We start from the raw sequence: 17,105 nt of genomic DNA, 5'->3' as shown, positions 1-17,105 counted from the left end.
AGGTTCATCAGATGGAAAGCACAATGAGTCCTTATTTTGGAATTGTCGTATCACTGGCTGCATTCGGCATCGGCACTTTTTTATTTAAGAAAACGAAAGGATTCTTCCTTTTCACGCCTTTGTTTGTTGCTATGGTGCTAGGGATCGCATTTTTAAAAATCGGCGGTTTTTCCTACGCGGACTATAATAACGGGGGAGAGATCGTTAAGTTTTTCCTTGAACCGGCGACGATCGCTTTTGCCATTCCTCTATACAAACAAAGAGATAAGCTGAAAAAATACTGGTGGCAAATCATATCCTCCATTATTGCCGGCTCTATCTGCTCTGTCACGATTGTTTATCTGCTTGCAAAAGGCATTCATCTTGATGCGGCCGTGATGAAAAGCATGCTTCCGCAGGCGGCTACAACGGCGATTGCGCTACCTCTATCAAAAGACATCGGGGGCATCAGCGACATCACAGCTTTCGCAGTCATCTTTAACGCTGTTATTGTTTATGCGCTCGGAGCATTGTTCTTGAAGGTGTTTAAAGTAAAGAATCCGATTTCTAAAGGATTGGCTCTCGGTACGTCCGGACATGCACTCGGTGTAGCCGTCGGGATCGAGATGGGAGAAGTCGAAGCAGCGATGGCAAGTATTGCGGTTGTTGTAGTTGGAGTGGTAACGGTTCTGGTCATTCCTGTGTTCGTGCAGCTGATCGGAGGATAAGCCAAGGCCCGCGGCCTTGGCTTTTTCTTTTAAGGTGCGTCTTCGGGATCGATATATCCTTGTTTAATGCCCCATTCCACTTGATCGTCATGCCACTTTTTTCGCTCTTCATAACCATAGCCGCCGTTATCAGGAAGCTCTGGTGCCGGCTTGTGAATGGTATCATCTGTCTGGTTCGAAGAAGACGGTGCATGTTCGCTATTAGAGGAGCGTGTCTCGGTTTGCTGCCGTTGTGCCTGCGCTTCCCGCTCTTTTTGTCTTGCTGCCTGCCGCTGTCTTTCGAGCTCAGCTTGTCTTTCCGCTTCCGCTAACCGCTGTCTCTCTGCTGCCGCCTGCTGTTCTGCCAATCTCTGTCTTTCCGCCTCTTCCTCTTGCTGTTTCTTTCGTTTCGCCTCTCGCTCTTTTTCACGTTTTTTCGCGGCCGCGATTTGTCTTTGTTTCTCTGTCTCTTCTTTTGCTTTCCGCTTTCCTAATTCAGCAGCGAGCGGACTTTCAAATGTCCTTTCCAATGAAACAGGTTTTAGTTTTTTCCGCTCTTTTTCTAGCTTCTCTTGCTGAAACGGGGTTGTCTTAACATCTGCCACTTTTGGTTCGGCAGATGTGCTGCTATTCGAGCAACCGGTTACTATCATTGTGAAAAATAAAGCAAGCTGTATCGATTTGTTCATATGTCGGACTCCCTTCCACTTCTTATATCGGCAGTGTTAACTTTGTTTTACATTTTTTCCTGAAAGTTACTGGGTAAGAGGGCAGTAAATCAGCTATTTTAGTATTTCAGGGGATTGGTCATGAAGCACCGCAAGGGCTGAACGCAAGCTTATTCAATAGGACACTTGGTGCACGGCTGAGCGGATCAGAAGCTTTGCAATCTGGATGAGGATGAAAGATTTTCTTTTTCTCTCTTGCGCTCATAGAAAACCCATGTTACAATGAAAAAGTTGTTCCGGAGAAGTCGTTCTTGACTAAAGATCCGGCATTGTGTAGAATAGTTATTGAATTGAATATAAATCACAAGCAGAAGCACCCGCTTCTCACCTGATTGACACACGCATGTAGTTGGCAGGTTGACCGTGCATTTTTATTGATACAGATGTTCGTAGTGTGGGTGTTTTATAATGCCCACACTTTTTGTTTGCCTGCAAAATGCAGTCAAAATGAGTTGTGAATCAATTCGAAGAAACTATGGAGGTGGCTCATTATTAGCAAAGATCAATTGGTTAATGAGGGTATCCGTGCACGTGAGGTCCGTTTAATCGGACAAAATGGCGACCAGCTTGGAATCAAGTCCCGTCAGGAAGCACTTGAAATCGCCGGCCGCGCAAATCTTGACCTTGTGTTAGTTGCAGCGAATGCAAAACCGCCTGTATGCCGCATTATGGACTACGGTAAGTTCCGATTCGAGCAGCAGAAAAAGGACAAAGAAGCACGCAAAAATCAAAAAATCATTAACTTAAAAGAAGTTAGATTAAGTCCGACAATCGATGAGCATGACTTTAATACGAAATTGCGAAATGCGATTAAATTCCTTGAAAAAGGCGATAAAGTGAAAGCTTCTATCCGCTTTAAAGGACGCGCAATCACTCATAAAGAAATCGGCCAGCGTGTGTTAGACCGTTTTTCTGAAGCTTGTGCTGACGTTGCGACTGTCGAAACAAAACCAAAAATGGACGGCCGCAGCATGTTCTTAATGCTCGCGCCGAAAAACGAAAAGCAATAAGGAGGAAATCCCATGCCAAAAATGAAAACTCACCGCGGATCTGCTAAACGTTTTAAAAAGACAGGTTCTGGGAAGTTAAAACGTTCTCACGCATATACAAGTCACTTATTCGCCAACAAATCTCAAAAGCAAAAGCGTAAGCTTCGCAAGAGTGCTGTTGTAAGCGCAGGAGACTTCAAACGCATCAAACAACAGCTTGCTAACATCAAGTAATCGGACAAGGAACAATTAGGAGGGAAATTTAATGCCAAGAGTAAAAGGCGGAACTGTGTCGCGTCAGCGTCGTAAAAAAGTTCTTAAATTAGCAAAAGGTTATTTCGGTTCAAAACATAGATTATACAAAGTAGCAAACCAGCAGGTCATGAAATCTGGAAACTACGCTTTCCGTGACCGTCGTCAGAAAAAACGTGATTTCCGTAAGCTTTGGATCACTCGTATCAACGCAGCTGCTCGCATGAACGGTCTTTCTTACAGCCGTTTAATGCACGGTCTTAAGCTTTCTGGTATCGAAGTAAACCGTAAAATGCTTGCTGATCTTGCTGTAAACGATCTTACTGCATTCAATCAGCTTGCTGATACTGCTAAAGCTCAATTAAACAAGTAATCACATAGAGCCGCTCTCCAGCAGAGCGGCTTTTTTATATAAAGGATGAGAAACATGGGTATTGCTGTTTATTTGGTGCTGATCAATCTGTGCGGTTTTTGGGTGATGGGCGCTGACAAACGAAGAGCGCAGCAGCACAAATGGAGAATTTCTGAAGACAGTCTGTGGCTGATAGCGATCGTGTTTGGAGCTCTCGGTGTCTGGCTTGGCATGCAAACCTTCAGACATAAAACGAAGCATGCCTCTTTTAAGTACGGAGTCCCGCTTCTTCTGGTCATTGAAGCGATCTTGATCGGCATTTATTACAGCCCGTTTGATTTATGAAAAGCAGAAAAGCGTTTTAGCGCTCTTCTGCTTTTTTTATGAGTTTAATGGGCTGGTCCCAGTCAATCTTGCAATTCGGATATCGTTCCAGCACTTTTTCTTCAATCTTCTTGAAATCTTTTGCAGAGAAATGCCTCAGCTTCTCAGGAGATTCTGTCCAAACAAAAATGGTATGGATAAACAGCGGATGATCTTTGGAAGGAATATGCTTTTCTCCCTCAAAAAGCACGCCTTTATACGTCAGTTGAAAGTTCTTTCGGGCATTGTTCTGTTCATCGATAATATAAAAAAGTTCTTTTGATTGGGCCAGTTTGAGCCTTCTCTTTGGACTGGCGACATATTTGACTGCAGCATAAATACAATAAGCAAAAAGTGCAAGCAATATCAGCCTTAGAACCATGGTAAACATTGGGTGAAGGCACCTCCCTTATTGTGATGATCTGATGTAATACGAAGAGAACAGAAAAAGGTTTCACTTTTTTAAAAGAAAAGTTCTAAAAACATATACCCGATTTTCAAGTGAAATAGTCGTATGGTTAGCGTCAGGTTTTGTATAATAAGAATGCAGGACAAGAAGGAGGTTTTTGGAACATGGCAAAATTAGATGAACAACTGACCATGCTGAAAGATTTAACAGATGCAAAAGGCATACCGGGCAATGAAAGAGAAGTAAGGCAAGTGATGAAATCATACATAGAACCATTTGCTGATGAGGTGACTACGGATCGGCTGGGCAGTTTAATTGCCAAAAAAACAGGTGTGGAGAACGGCCCGAAAATTATGATCGCCGGTCATTTGGATGAAGTCGGCTTTATGGTGACACAAATCACTGATAAAGGCTTTATCCGTTTCCAAACCGTTGGCGGCTGGTGGGCTCAGGTAATGCTGGCCCAGCGTGTCACCATCGTGACAAAAAAAGGGGAAATCACAGGGGTTATCGGCTCAAAGCCGCCTCATATTTTATCTCCTGAAGCAAGAAAAAAATCAGTGGAAATAAAAGAGATGTTTATTGATATTGGAGCTTCAAGCCGAGAAGAAGCCTTGGAATGGGGCGTGCTTCCGGGAGATATGATCGTTCCTCATTTTGAATTTACAGTCATGAACAATGAAAAATTCCTCTTGGCGAAGGCGTGGGACAACCGCATCGGCTGTGCGATTGCCATTGATGTGTTAAGAAATTTACAAAACACAGCCCATCCAAACATTGTGTATGGCGTGGGTACCGTGCAGGAAGAAGTCGGCTTGAGAGGGGCGAAAACAGCAGCTTACACCATTCAGCCTGATATTGCGTTTGGTGTTGATGTAGGAATAGCAGGGGACACACCTGGGATTTCTGAGAAAGAAGCGCAAAGTAAAATGGGCGAAGGACCGCAGATTATCGTATATGATGCATCCATGGTTTCTCACAAAGGTTTGCGGGATGTCGTTGTGGCTACGGCGGAGGAAGCTGGCATTCCGTACCAATTTGATGCCATTGCCGGCGGCGGAACGGATTCGGGAGCCATCCATTTGACGGCAAATGGTGTTCCTGCGCTGTCCATTACCATTGCAACCCGCTACATTCATACACACGCGGCTATGCTGCATCGTGATGATTATGAAAATGCGGTCAAATTAATTACAGAAGTGATTAAGAAATTAGACCAAAAGACAGTTGACCAGATCACATACGAATAAAAATCAATAGAATCCGCTATAAAAGGCGGATTCTATTTTTTTGTCTGTACAAATTCAATAAGCAGCCCTACAATAAGGGTATATATAGAAAATATGTGCTAGTCTGGATGATAGACGAGTTTTCTATATCTCAAAAAAAGGAGGATTTGAAGAACATGAAAAAGAAAGCGTTTTCTGGGTTATTGCGTTTTTCTTGTGCAGCTTTAACAGCTGGTGCTTTAATGTTGTCCGCTTTACCGGCATCAGCCGCTTTTTGGGGGGCATCGAATGAGCTTCTGCATGATCCGACGATGGCAAAGGAAGGAAATACTTGGTATGCCTTCGGGACGGGGCTTACAGAGGAAAACGGACTTCGTGTACTGAAAGCGGACAGCAACGGGGTATGGAGAGTTCAAAAATCCATTTTCACCAGTCCTTTATCATGGTGGCGCCAATACGTGCCTAATTTTGAACGAAACCAATGGGCTCCGGATGTGTCATATTACAACGGAAAGTACTGGCTTTACTATTCTGTTTCTTCGTTTGGAAGCAATACCTCTTTAATTGGCCTTGCTTCAGCTACTAATCTCAGTTCGGGCAACTGGAAGGATGAAGGGCTAGTTACTCGGTCAACAAGTGCCAATAATTATAATGCCATTGATCCTGAATTAACCATTGATAAAGATGGAAATCCTTGGCTTGCATTCGGTTCATTTTGGGGCGGAATTAAATTAACAAAATTAAATAAATCTACGATGAAACCAACTGGTTCATTATATTCAATAGCAGCCAGACCAAATAACGGCGGCGCTCTGGAAGCCCCTACATTAACATACAATAATGGCTACTATTACTTAATGGTTTCATTCGATAAATGCTGTCAAGGCGTAAATAGTACGTACAAAATTGCTTATGGCAGATCGAAAAATATTACAGGTCCTTATGTAGACAGAAACGGTAGAAGCATGATGGATGGAGGAGGTACGATTCTGGATGCCGGCAATGAACAGTGGAAAGGGCCGGGCGGACAGGATATCGTAAACGGGAACATACTCGTGCGCCATGCTTATGATGCAAAAGACAACGGAATTCCAAAGATGTTAATCAATGATTTGAATTGGAGTTCAGGCTGGCCGTCTTATTAAGATAAAGCCAATCGTTCACATCTTATTCTCTTTGTTTAGCCCTGATACATCAGGGCTTTTTCTAATGGAAAGCGAAATCGGAAGATGAATTGACGGAGCAATCATAGATGTAAGAGCACGTTTTTTCACCTGAAAACCTTGTAACCAATTATTTCTTTTTGTAAAAGAATACAAAAATGATTGACAGTAAATAAACCTACTAATATAATGAAGTTGTTCGTACAAATTAATTGTTAATAGTTTATTTGTTGTTATTAGTCCGTATCTGTTTAGGTAATTGAAAGCGTTTTACTATAGGAAGAAAGGGGCAGTTTACATGCTTCAGACAAAGGATTATGAATTCTGGTTTGTGACAGGCAGCCAGCACCTATACGGGGAAGAGACGCTAGAGCTGGTCGATCAGCATGCGAAAAGCATTTGTGAGGGGCTCAGCGGGGTTTCGTCCAGATATAAAATCACTCACAAGCCTGTCGTCACTTCACCAGAAACCATCAGACAGCTGTTAAGAGAAGCGGAGTACAGTGAGACATGCGCCGGCATCATTACATGGATGCACACATTTTCTCCCGCAAAAATGTGGATTGAGGGTCTTTCCTCTTATCAAAAACCGCTTATGCATCTGCATACTCAATATAATCGCGATATCCCTTGGGGTACGATTGACATGGATTTTATGAACAGCAACCAATCCGCACATGGCGATCGTGAATACGGTTATATCAACTCGCGAATGGGGCTGAGCCGAAAAGTCGTTGCCGGCTATTGGGATGATGAAGAAGTGAAGAAAGAAATATCCCAGTGGATGAATACGGCGGCTGCATTAAATGAAAGCAGACATATTAAGGTTGCCAGATTCGGAGATAACATGCGTCACGTCGCGGTAACAGACGGAGACAAGGTAGGAGCGCATATTCAATTCGGCTGGCAGGTTGACGGATATGGCATCGGAGACCTTGTCGAAGTGATGAACCGCATTACGGACGATGAAGTTGACACGCTCTATGCGGAGTATGACCGTCTCTATGTGATCAGTGAGGAAACAAAACGTGACGAAGCAAAGGTAGCGTCGATTAAAGAACAGGCGAAAATTGAACTTGGCTTAACCGCTTTTCTTGAACAAGGCGGATACTCAGCTTTTACAACATCGTTTGAAGTGCTGCATGGAATGAAACAGCTCCCGGGGCTTGCCGTTCAGCGCCTGATGGAGAAGGGCTACGGGTTCGCCGGCGAAGGAGATTGGAAGACAGCGGCTCTTGTACGGATGATGAAAATCATGGCTGTAGGAAAAAGAACGTCCTTCATGGAAGATTATACGTACCATTTTGAACCTGGAAATGAAATGATTCTAGGCTCGCACATGCTGGAAGTGTGTCCGACTGTCGCTTTGGATCAGCCGAAAATCGAGGTTCACCCGCTTTCTATCGGCGGCAAGGAGGACCCTGCGCGTTTTGTATTTAACGGCATCAGCGGTTCAGCCATTCAAGCAAGCCTTGTTGATATCGGAGGGCGTTTCCGCCTTGTGTTAAATGAGGTCAATGGACAGGAAATTGAAAAAGAGATGCCGAATCTGCCGGTCGCCCGTGTTCTCTGGAAGCCGGAGCCATCATTGAAAACAGCAGCCGAGGCATGGATTTTAGCCGGCGGCGCACACCATACCTGCTTGTCTTATGAACTAACAGCGGAGCAAATGCTCGATTGGGCGGAAATGGCGGGGATCGAAAGTGTTTTCATTTCCCGTGATACGACAATTCACAAGCTGAAACACGAATTAAAATGGAACGAGGCGCTTTACCGGCTTCAAAAGTAGAAAGGGGCAATTCACTTGGCTTACACTATAGGGGTTGATTTTGGAACTTTATCAGGAAGAGCGGTGCTCGTTCATGTCGAAACAGGGGAGGAACTGGCGGCTGCTGTAAAAGAATACAGACATGCTGTCATTGACACCGTTCTTCCAAAAACGGGTCATAAGCTGCCGCGGGACTGGGCGCTTCAAGATCCGGCTGATTATCTGGAAGTCTTGGAAACGACTATTCCGGCTCTACTCGAACAGACGGGTGTTGAACCGAAAGACATCATCGGGATCGGAATTGATTTTACGGCATGTACGATCCTGCCGGTTGACCGTACAGGACAGCCGTTATGCATGCTGCCGGAATATGAAGAGGAGCCGCACAGCTATGTGAAGCTTTGGAAGCACCATGCGGCCCAAAAACACGCTGATCGGCTGAATCAAATTGCTGAAGAAGAAGGAGAGGCTTTTTTACAGCGGTACGGAGGGAAGATTTCATCAGAATGGATGATTCCTAAGGTCATGCAGATTGCGGAAGAAGCGCCGCACATTTATGAAGCGGCTGACCGGATCATCGAGGCTGCAGACTGGATCGTGTACCAGCTGTGCGGCTCGCTCAAACGAAGTAATTGTACAGCAGGATATAAAGCGATTTGGAGTGAAAAAGCGGGATATCCGTCAGATGAATTCTTTGGCAAATTAAATCCTTTAATGAAAACGATTACAAATGACAAATTAGCGGGTTCTATTCATTCAGTAGGGGAAAGAGCCGGAGGACTGACTGAAAAAATGGCCCATCTGACAGGCCTTCTTCCAGGGATAGCTGTCGCGGTTGGAAATGTGGACGCTCATGTTTCCGTACCAGCGGTCGGCATTACAGAGCCAGGGAAAATGCTGATGATTATGGGAACCTCAACGTGCCATGTGCTTCTAGGCGAAGACGTACATATCGTGCCCGGTATGTGCGGTGTCGTGGACAACGGAATTCTTCCGGGCTACGCGGGATATGAAGCAGGGCAGTCCTGTGTCGGCGATCATTTTGACTGGTTTGTAAAAACATGTGTCCCGCAAGCGTATCGAGAGGAAGCAGAGGAAAAAAACATTGGCATTCATGAGCTGCTGAGTGAGAAAGCAAACCTTCAAGCGCCGGGTGAAAGCGGCCTGCTTGCTTTAGATTGGTGGAATGGAAACCGATCAACTCTTGTTGATGCTGATTTAACTGGAATGTTGCTTGGCATGTCGCTGCTGACGAAGCCTGAAGAGATTTATAGAGCGTTAGTTGAAGCGACAGCTTACGGAACACGGATGATTATCGAAACGTTCAAAGAAAGCGGGGTTCCGATTGAGGAGCTGTACGCAGCCGGCGGAATTGCCGAGAAAAACCCGTTTGTCATGCAGATTTATGCGGATGTGACAAACATGGACATTAAAATCTCCGGTTCTCCGCAAGCCCCTGCCTTAGGATCTGCCATTTTCGGCGCGCTTGCGGCCGGTAAAGAAAACGGCGGATACGATGACATCAAAGAGGCAGCGGCGCACATGGGAAAAATGAAAGATATATCTTATACGCCAAACGCCGAAAACGCCGCGGTGTATGAAAAATTGTACGCTGAATATAAAGAGCTGGTTCACTACTTCGGAAAAGAAAACCATGTCATGAAGCGTCTGAAAACAATCAAAAATCTTCAATTTTCATCTGCCGCCAAAAAGAATTCATGAAGGGTGATGGAGCATGCTTGAAACATTAAAAAAAGAAGTGCTGGCTGCAAACCTGAAGCTTCAAGAGCATCAGCTGGTAACCTTTACGTGGGGAAATGTCAGCGGCATTGACCGTGAGAAAGAAAGAATTGTCATCAAACCAAGCGGAGTCGAATACAGCGATCTGACAGTTGATGACTTGGTTGTTTTGAACCTTGAAGGAGAGGTCGTCGAAGGCTCGCTCAAGCCTTCTTCAGATACACCTACTCATGTTTATTTGTATAAAGCCTTTCCGAACATCGGGGGAATTGTCCATACCCATTCTCAATGGGCGACAAGCTGGGCGCAATCGGGCAGAGACATACCGCCTTTAGGCACGACCCATGCTGATTATTTTGACAGCGCGATTCCGTGTACAAGAGAAATGTACGATGAAGAAATCATTCATGACTACGAACTGAATACAGGAAAAGTCATAGCTGAAACTTTTCAGCACCATAACTACGAACAAGTTCCGGGTGTACTCGTGAATAATCACGGCCCGTTCTGCTGGGGCACGGACGCCTTAAATGCCATTCATAACGCAGTTGTATTAGAAACGGTTGCGGAAATGGCCTATCACTCCGTTATGCTGAACAAGGATGTAAACCCAATCAATACAGTCCTTCATGAAAAGCATTTTTATCGAAAACACGGAGCAAATGCGTATTATGGCCAGTCATGATCCCGTTGTGTCACCGGCCGGCATTTTGATTGACTTGGATGGTACTGTATTCAGAGGAAATGAGTTGATTGAAGGGGCAAGAGAAGCGATTAGTACGCTTCGGGGAATGGGGAAGAAAATCGTCTTTCTGAGCAACCGGGGAAATATCTCCCGTGCCATGTGCAGAAAAAAACTTCTCGGCGCGGGGATTGAAGCGGACGTAAGCGATATTGTTCTGTCGTCAAGTGTCACAGCGGCTTTTCTGAAAAAACATTATCGTTTTTCAAAGGTGTGGGTGCTTGGAGAACAAGGTTTGGCAGACGAGATAAGTCTGGCCGGTGTCCAGCACGCGAACGAGCCAAAGGAAGCGGATTGGCTGGTGATCTCCCTTCATGAAACGCTCACGTACAAAGATTTAAACCAGGCCTTTCAAGCTGCCGCCGGCGGCGCTCGTATCATGGCTACGAACAAAGACCGCTCTTTTCCGGACGAAGATGGCAATGCCATCGATGTGGCCGGGATGATCGGGGCGATAGAGGCTTCTGCTCAAGCGAAAACAGAGCTAGTTGTCGGAAAACCGTCGTGGCTGATGGCGGAGGCTGCCTGCACAGCAATGGGGCTGTCCGCGCATGAATGCATGATTATCGGAGACAGCCTTGAATCTGACATTGCGATGGGAAAGCTTTATGGCATGAAAAGCGCCTTAGTTCTTACTGGTTCTGCGAAACCGGGTGAACAGCGTTTGTACACGCCGGATTATGTGTTGGAATCCATTAAGGATATAACCAAATTGGCTGAGGAGGGGATTCTCTTATGAATCGTATCGCAGCTGACGTTGAGCAAGCTTTTGAAATCGCCGGAGAAAAGACACTTCCTATAGAAGTTGAAGAAATTGTTATCGGCAAACAAGCAGCTGATTCGCTATTGGATTATGTAAAAAGTAAAAACAACAAACAGATTGTCCTTGTCTGCGACTCGAATACACATCGTATTGCGGGAAGCGATTTGGAAAACCGCTTGCATCAAGAAGGATTTCAGGCGGAGTGCCTGATCATTCCGGAAAATGAAGCCGGAGATGTGACAGCTGATGAACGCTCGCTCATTCATGCGCTGATCCATACGAAAAAAACAACGGATCTCATGATCGCGGTCGGTTCGGGCACGATTCATGACATCGTCCGCTTTGCAGCGTTTCAGAGGGATTTGCCGTTTATATCCTATCCGACTGCTCCATCTGTAGATGGATTTACGTCAGCAGGGGCGCCGCTTATTTTATACGGGACGAAAACAACCATCCAAACGAAGGCCCCGTCCGCGCTGTTCGCTGATCTGGATCTATTAAAAGCGGCACCCCGGACAATGGTGGCGGCTGGATTTGGCGACATGCTCGGGAAAATCACGTCTTTAGCTGATTGGGAAATATCCCGCCACCTTGCCGGCGAGCCTTATTCTCCAACGGGGGCTAAGATCGTTCAGGAGGCGCTGGAAGCCTGTATCGCACATACAGAAGACATTGCGATGAAAACGGAAACAGGCATACAGGTTTTAATGGAATCTTTAATTGTATCGGGTCTTGTCATGCTGGCTTTAGATCATTCCCGCCCGGCATCTGGCGGAGAGCATCACATTTCCCATTGGATTGAGATGGAATTAATGAAGAAAAACCGGCCTCAGATTCTTCACGGGGCAAAGGTGGGCTGTGCCGCTGTGTTATTAACTGACACATACAGAAAGCTCGCTCAGGATGACGGGCTGAACGAATTTTCTCCGCGCCGGAGGCATGCCATTCAAACAGCTTATGAAACGCTTCCCAAAGGAGAAGTGCTCGCCGGTTGGCTGAGATCAGCCGGAGGCCCTGCGTTTTTTGACGAAATAGGTGTCGGGCAGGATTCCGTCAAGAATGCCTTCAGAAACGCTCACACCTTAAGAGACCGCTGCACCGGATTAAGAATCATTAATGAAAACAAAACGCTGATCAATCATGGTCTATATGAATAGCCTGCACCTCGAATGGAAGGGGTAACGCAAATGAAAAAAATGACTGCCTGTTTTTTTGTGCTCATGATGCTGCTGACATTATTCATTGCTGGGTGTTCGGCAGAACGATCATCCGGGAAATCGGGTGAAACCGAGCTGACCTTTTGGACATTTAACGGACTTCATGAGCAGTTTTATGTAGAAATGATGAAGGAATGGAACAAAAAATATCCTGACCGCAAAATTAAACTGAATACGGTCGTTTATCCATATGGACAAATGCACGATAACTTGTCTATCTCCTTAATTGCGGGAGAAGGTGTCCCGGATATTGCCGATGTCGAATTGGCCCGTTTTTCAAACTTTTTGAAGGGCTCTGACATACCGCTTGCGGATTTGACTCCGCTGATTGAAAAGGACCGCGATAAATTCGTTGAGGCGCGGCTTACCTTGTACAGCAAAAACGGCAAGCTGTACGGGCTGGACACTCATGTAGGAACGACAGTTATGTTTTATAACATGGATGTGATGAAAAAAGCCGGTGTCAATCCTGATGATATCAAAACATGGGATGATTATCATAAAGCCGGGCAGAAAGTGCGCAAAGTGACCGGAAAGCCGATGGGAACGGTGGAAACCAATGATTCCGCAACGTTCTTATCCATGATTTCACAGCAAAACTCAGGTTATTTTGATAAAAACGGCAAGCTGATCCTCAATAATGACACCAATGTAAAAACAATTCAATTTTTAAAGGACATGATTAATGATAAAACGATGAATGCCGCACCAGGCGGCGGGCATCACAGTGAAGAATATTACGGCTTTATGAACCAAGGCGGAGCAGCGTCTGTTCTGATGCCGATTTGGTATATGGGAAGATTTTTAGATTATATGCCTGATTTAAAAGGAAAGATTGCCATCCGGCCGCTTCCGGCTTGGGAAGAGGGGGGCGACCGTTCGGCAGGTTTGGGCGGTACGGCAACTGTTGTTCCGAAGCAGTCCAAGCATGTTGAAATAGCAAAAGAGTTTTTGGCCTTTGCGAAGGGCTCTAAAGAAGGAAACAAAAAGCTTTGGAGCGTACTCGGGTTTGACCCGCTTCGCTGGGATGTCTGGAGCTCTCAGGAATTGAAGGAGAAAAACAAATACACGGATTACTTCCAAAACGGAACAGGCATTTTTACTATGCTGCTCGATATCAAGGATGAAATCAATCCAATTTATTTACATGAGGATTTTGCCAAGGCTTCAGACCTTGTCAACAGAAGCGTATTGTTCGACGCACTTAAATCTCAGCAAAAAACGCCTAAGCAAGCCTTGGACAGAGCGGCAGGTGAACTGAAAAAGAAATAGAATCCCATTCAAAAAGTGAAAGCGGGGAGGTTCTCATGAAACCTGTGAAAACGGGAACGGTTCATCCCGTTCCCTCAGCTGCAAAACAATCAGGCTGGCGAGATCTATTTTATTCGAAAAAAGCGGCGCCCTATCTGTTTACAGCGCCATTCATTTTATCTTTTCTCGTATTTTTTTTATACCCCATCATTAGCGTCTTCATCATGAGCTTTCAAAGAATATTGCCGGGAGAGGTGACGTTTGTCGGATTGTCCAATTACACTGCGCTAAACAATCCGACGTTCTATACCGCCCTTTGGAATACACTGGAATACACCTTTTGGACACTGATTGTGCTGATTCCAGTCCCATTGCTGCTGGCCATATTCCTGAATTCAAAGCTGGTCAAATTCAGAAATATATTCAAATCAGCGCTATTCATTCCGGCTTTGACTTCTACCATTGTGGCTGGGATCATATTTCGGCTGATCTTCGGAGAAATGGAAACGTCGCTGGCCAATTCCATCTTACTTAAACTCGGCTTTTCACCTCAGAACTGGATGAACAATGAACATACCGGCATGTTTTTAATGGTGCTGCTTGCTTCGTGGAGATGGATGGGAATCAACATCCTTTACTTTATGGCCGGTTTGCAAAATGTGCCGAAAGAGCTGTACGAAGCCGCCGATATTGACGGCGCGAATACGATGAAAAAATTCCGGCACATTACGCTGCCATTTCTCAAGCCTGTATCGGTTTATGTGCTAACCATCAGCATCATCGGCGGATTCAGGATGTTTGAGGAAAGCTACGTCCTTTGGCAAAATAATTCCCCGGGTAATATCGGCTTGACGCTTGTCGGATATTTGTACCAGCAGGGGCTTGCCTACAACGAGATGGGATATGGAGCGGCCATCGGCATTGTGCTTTTGATTGTGATACTTGTTGTCAGCCTGATTTCGTTAAAGCTGTCAGGCTCGTTTAAGGGGGAGGGATAAATGTTGCGGCACAGTCCTCAGTACAGCGTTTACAAAATCGCGCTTACCCTGTTTTTTATCATGCTGAGCCTATTGTATATTTTTCCGATTTTCTGTTTGCTTTTAGGATCATTAAAGCCGTCATCTGAGCTTTTGCGTATAGGGCTGAATGTTGATATTGATCCAAAAGTGATGAGTTTAGATAACTACACATTTCTGTTTAATGGCGGCAGTATTTATTTCAAGTGGTTTTTTAACAGTCTTGTGCTTGGAATTTTGACGACCCTGCTCACTCTGTTTTTTTCTTCGATGATTGGGTATGGGCTTGCGGTTTACGAATTTAAGGGCAGAAACATCATCTTTGTTCTTGTGCTGATTATTATGATGGTCCCGCTTGAAGTAATGATGCTTCCGTTGTTTAAGCTGACCGTCGGATTGCACTTGATCGATTCGTATACGGGTGTGATCCTGCCATTCATCGTTTCACCGGTAGCTGTTTTCTTTTTCAGGCAGTATGCCCTCGGTCTTCCAAAAGATTTGCTGGACTCTGCAAGGATGGACGGCTGTACGGAATTCGGCATCTTTTTCCGGATTATGGCGCCGCTGATGAAACCGGCTTTCGGCGCGATGATTATCCTCCAGTCCTTAAACAGCTGGAACAACTTCTTGTGGCCGTTGATTGTGCTTCGTTCGAAAGAAATGTTTACGCTTCCAATTGGGCTGTCCAGCTTGTTGAGCCCTTACGGCAACAACTATGACATGCTGATATCCGGCTCAGTATTTGCGATTTTGCCGGTAATTATTATTTTCTTGTTTTTCCAAAAATACTTTATCTCCGGCCTGACAGTAGGGGGAGTCAAAGGTTAAAAAGGGAGGAAACGTGTAATGAAAAAAGCGCGAATGATTGTAGACAAAGAATATAAAATCGGTGAAGTGGACAAACGGATTTACGGTTCGTTTATCGAACATATGGGGCGTGCGGTATATGAAGGCATATATGAGCCTGATCACCCTCACGCGGATGAAGATGGATTTAGAAAGGATGTCCAGTCGCTGATCAAAGAATTGCAGGTTCCGATTATCCGCTATCCAGGCGGAAACTTTTTATCCGGATACAATTGGGAGGACGGTGTCGGACCTGTCGAAAACCGTCCGAGACGGCTTGACTTGGCATGGCAAACGACAGAAACGAATGAAGTGGGGACAAATGAATTTTTAACTTGGGCAAAAAAGGTGAACACTGAGGTCAACATGGCCGTAAACCTTGGCACAAGAGGCATAGACGCTGCCCGCAATCTCGTTGAATACTGCAACCACCCGAAAGGCTCATACTGGAGTGACTTAAGAAGATCGCATGGCTATGAACAGCCGTATGGCATCAAAACATGGTGCTTAGGAAACGAAATGGATGGCCCGTGGCAGATCGGCCACAAAACAGCTGACGAATACGGGCGGCTTGCTGCGGAGACGGCAAAGGTCATGAAGTGGGTTGACCCATCAATTGAACTTGTTGCCTGCGGCAGCTCAAACAGCGGCATGCCGACCTTTATCGATTGGGAAGCGAAGGTGCTGGAGCATACGTACGAGCATGTCGACTATATCTCTCTTCACACGTATTACGGAAACCGGGATAACAATCTGCCAAACTACTTGGCCCGTTCTATGGATCTGGATCATTTTATTAAATCTGTCGCTGCAACATGTGACTATGTAAAAGCGAAAACACGCAGCAAGAAAACCATCAATCTCTCTCTCGATGAATGGAACGTCTGGTATCATTCAAATGAGGCGGATAAAAAAGTTGAGCCGTGGATAACTGCGCGTCCGATTTTAGAGGATATTTATAATTTTGAAGATGCCTTACTGGTCGGTTCTCTCCTCATTACGATGCTGCAGCACGCAGACCGCGTGAAAATCGCGTGTCTTGCACAGCTTGTAAATGTCATCGCGCCGATCATGACGGAAAAAGGCGGAGAAGCCTGGAGACAGCCGATTTTCTATCCGTACATGCATGCTTCAGTTTACGGAAGAGGCGAGTCACTGAAGCCGCTTATTTCTTCGCCGAAGTACGACTGCACTGATTTTACGGATGTGCCATATGTTGATGCCGCTGTTGTGTATTCCGAAGAGGAAGAAACCCTTACGATTTTTGCGGTAAACAAAGCTGAGGAGCAGATGGAGACAGAGATTTCGCTCAGAGGTTTTGAATCTTATCAAATCGCAGAGCACATCGTACTCGAGCATCAGGATATCAAAGCGACAAACCAGCATAACAGAAAAAATGTCGTCCCGCATTCCAACGGAACATCGTCTGTTAGCGAAAACGGCTTAACCGCGCATTTCACGCCGCTTTCCTGGAATGTGATCCGCCTGAAAAAACAGTCATAAAGCGAAACAAAACCGGAGAGCTCTCTCCGGTTTTTCTTTTTTTCTCAGTAGATATGATTCAGTACCTTGTAATGTTCAGTAGTAAATG

The 17,105-nt window shown here is 45.4% G+C and carries 18 protein-coding genes and 1 other annotated feature; of the genes, 16 read left to right on the top strand and 2 right to left on the bottom strand.

Annotation, left to right across the window (positions count from 1 at the left end):
- Nucleotides 1-11: 11 nt before the first annotated feature.
- Nucleotides 12-707 carry an antiholin-like protein LrgB gene (lrgB, locus tag SC79_RS08745; protein ID WP_039074722.1) on the top strand — a complete coding sequence of 232 codons (696 nt, stop codon included), beginning with the start codon at nucleotides 12-14 and terminating at the stop codon, nucleotides 705-707.
- Between the two features lie 29 nt (nucleotides 708-736).
- On the opposite strand, the gene SC79_RS08740 is transcribed toward lrgB, so the two are convergent.
- Nucleotides 737-1,375, bottom strand: coding sequence for a hypothetical protein (locus SC79_RS08740; RefSeq protein ID WP_039074721.1), 639 nt, complete (start codon nucleotides 1,373-1,375; stop codon nucleotides 737-739).
- A gap of 338 nt (nucleotides 1,376-1,713) precedes the next feature.
- Nucleotides 1,714-1,844, top strand: a sequence feature (ribosomal protein L20 leader region).
- Between the two features lie 58 nt (nucleotides 1,845-1,902).
- Here SC79_RS08740 and infC point away from each other — a divergent pair.
- Genes infC through SC79_RS08720 form a run of 4 tightly spaced genes read left to right on the top strand, consistent with a single transcriptional unit; the run spans nucleotide 1,903 to nucleotide 3,352 of the window.
- Nucleotides 1,903-2,424, top strand: coding sequence for a translation initiation factor IF-3 (gene infC / locus SC79_RS08735; RefSeq protein ID WP_082022621.1), 522 nt, complete (start codon nucleotides 1,903-1,905; stop codon nucleotides 2,422-2,424).
- A gap of 12 nt (nucleotides 2,425-2,436) precedes the next feature.
- Nucleotides 2,437-2,637, top strand: coding sequence for a 50S ribosomal protein L35 (rpmI, locus tag SC79_RS08730; RefSeq protein WP_003184267.1), 201 nt, complete (start codon nucleotides 2,437-2,439; stop codon nucleotides 2,635-2,637).
- A gap of 31 nt (nucleotides 2,638-2,668) precedes the next feature.
- Nucleotides 2,669-3,028: a 50S ribosomal protein L20 gene (rplT, locus tag SC79_RS08725; protein WP_010329713.1), complete on the top strand. Its 360-nt coding sequence runs from the start codon at nucleotides 2,669-2,671 to the stop codon at nucleotides 3,026-3,028.
- Nucleotides 3,029-3,082: 54 nt separating this feature from the next.
- Nucleotides 3,083-3,352: a DUF1294 domain-containing protein gene (locus SC79_RS08720; protein ID WP_010329714.1), complete on the top strand. Its 270-nt coding sequence runs from the start codon at nucleotides 3,083-3,085 to the stop codon at nucleotides 3,350-3,352.
- A 16-nt stretch (nucleotides 3,353-3,368) separates the two neighbouring features.
- Here the strand turns inward: SC79_RS08720 and SC79_RS08715 are convergent, their stop codons facing one another.
- Nucleotides 3,369-3,761: a hypothetical protein gene (locus SC79_RS08715; protein ID WP_039074720.1), complete on the bottom strand. Its 393-nt coding sequence runs from the start codon at nucleotides 3,759-3,761 to the stop codon at nucleotides 3,369-3,371.
- Nucleotides 3,762-3,943: 182 nt separating this feature from the next.
- On the opposite strand from SC79_RS08715, the gene SC79_RS08710 reads away from it, so the two are divergent.
- The 11 genes from SC79_RS08710 (at nucleotide 3,944) to abfA (ending at nucleotide 17,017) form a co-directional block, all read left to right on the top strand.
- Entirely contained in the window at nucleotides 3,944-5,029 is a 1,086-nt protein-coding gene (locus tag SC79_RS08710; protein ID WP_039074719.1) for a M42 family metallopeptidase, read from the top strand.
- A gap of 155 nt (nucleotides 5,030-5,184) precedes the next feature.
- Nucleotides 5,185-6,153, top strand: a complete 969-nt coding sequence (locus SC79_RS08705) for a glycoside hydrolase family 43 protein (RefSeq protein ID WP_039074718.1) — start codon at nucleotides 5,185-5,187, stop codon at nucleotides 6,151-6,153.
- A 316-nt stretch (nucleotides 6,154-6,469) separates the two neighbouring features.
- Nucleotides 6,470-7,960 carry an L-arabinose isomerase gene (gene araA / locus SC79_RS08700; protein WP_039074717.1) on the top strand — a complete coding sequence of 497 codons (1,491 nt, stop codon included), beginning with the start codon at nucleotides 6,470-6,472 and terminating at the stop codon, nucleotides 7,958-7,960.
- 15 nt (nucleotides 7,961-7,975) lie between these two features.
- Entirely contained in the window at nucleotides 7,976-9,661 is a 1,686-nt protein-coding gene (araB, locus tag SC79_RS08695) for a ribulokinase (RefSeq protein WP_039074716.1), read from the top strand.
- Between the two features lie 13 nt (nucleotides 9,662-9,674).
- Nucleotides 9,675-10,364: an L-ribulose-5-phosphate 4-epimerase gene (gene araD, locus SC79_RS08690; RefSeq protein WP_039074715.1), complete on the top strand. Its 690-nt coding sequence runs from the start codon at nucleotides 9,675-9,677 to the stop codon at nucleotides 10,362-10,364.
- Nucleotides 10,342-11,160: an HAD-IIA family hydrolase gene (locus SC79_RS08685; protein ID WP_082022624.1), complete on the top strand. Its 819-nt coding sequence runs from the start codon at nucleotides 10,342-10,344 to the stop codon at nucleotides 11,158-11,160. The genes araD and SC79_RS08685 overlap by 23 nt, the downstream gene beginning before the upstream one ends.
- On the top strand, nucleotides 11,157-12,341 hold the full coding sequence (egsA, locus tag SC79_RS08680) for a sn-glycerol-1-phosphate dehydrogenase (protein WP_039074713.1): 1,185 nt from the start codon (nucleotides 11,157-11,159) through the stop codon (nucleotides 12,339-12,341). The genes SC79_RS08685 and egsA overlap by 4 nt, the downstream gene beginning before the upstream one ends.
- Nucleotides 12,342-12,371: 30 nt before the next feature.
- The gene (locus tag SC79_RS08675) at nucleotides 12,372-13,673 is read left to right on the top strand and encodes an ABC transporter substrate-binding protein (RefSeq protein WP_039074712.1); all 1,302 of its coding nucleotides are present in this window, start codon (nucleotides 12,372-12,374) and stop codon (nucleotides 13,671-13,673) included.
- Between the two features lie 35 nt (nucleotides 13,674-13,708).
- Nucleotides 13,709-14,650, top strand: a complete 942-nt coding sequence (locus SC79_RS08670; protein WP_010329722.1) for a carbohydrate ABC transporter permease — start codon at nucleotides 13,709-13,711, stop codon at nucleotides 14,648-14,650.
- The gene (araQ, locus tag SC79_RS08665) at nucleotides 14,651-15,496 is read left to right on the top strand and encodes an arabinose ABC transporter permease AraQ (protein WP_039074711.1); all 846 of its coding nucleotides are present in this window, start codon (nucleotides 14,651-14,653) and stop codon (nucleotides 15,494-15,496) included.
- An 18-nt stretch (nucleotides 15,497-15,514) separates the two neighbouring features.
- Complete coding sequence (gene abfA, locus SC79_RS08660; RefSeq protein WP_010329724.1) at nucleotides 15,515-17,017, top strand: alpha-L-arabinofuranosidase AbfA; 1,503 nt, start codon at nucleotides 15,515-15,517, stop codon at nucleotides 17,015-17,017.
- Nucleotides 17,018-17,105: the final 88 nt, after the last annotated feature.

This window comes from Bacillus sp. MSP13 (assembly GCF_000815295.1).
Lineage (GTDB): Bacteria > Bacillota > Bacilli > Bacillales > Bacillaceae > Bacillus > Bacillus vallismortis.
The sequence above is the reverse complement of the archived record's forward strand: the minus strand, read 5'-3'. Positions and strand labels throughout refer to the sequence as shown.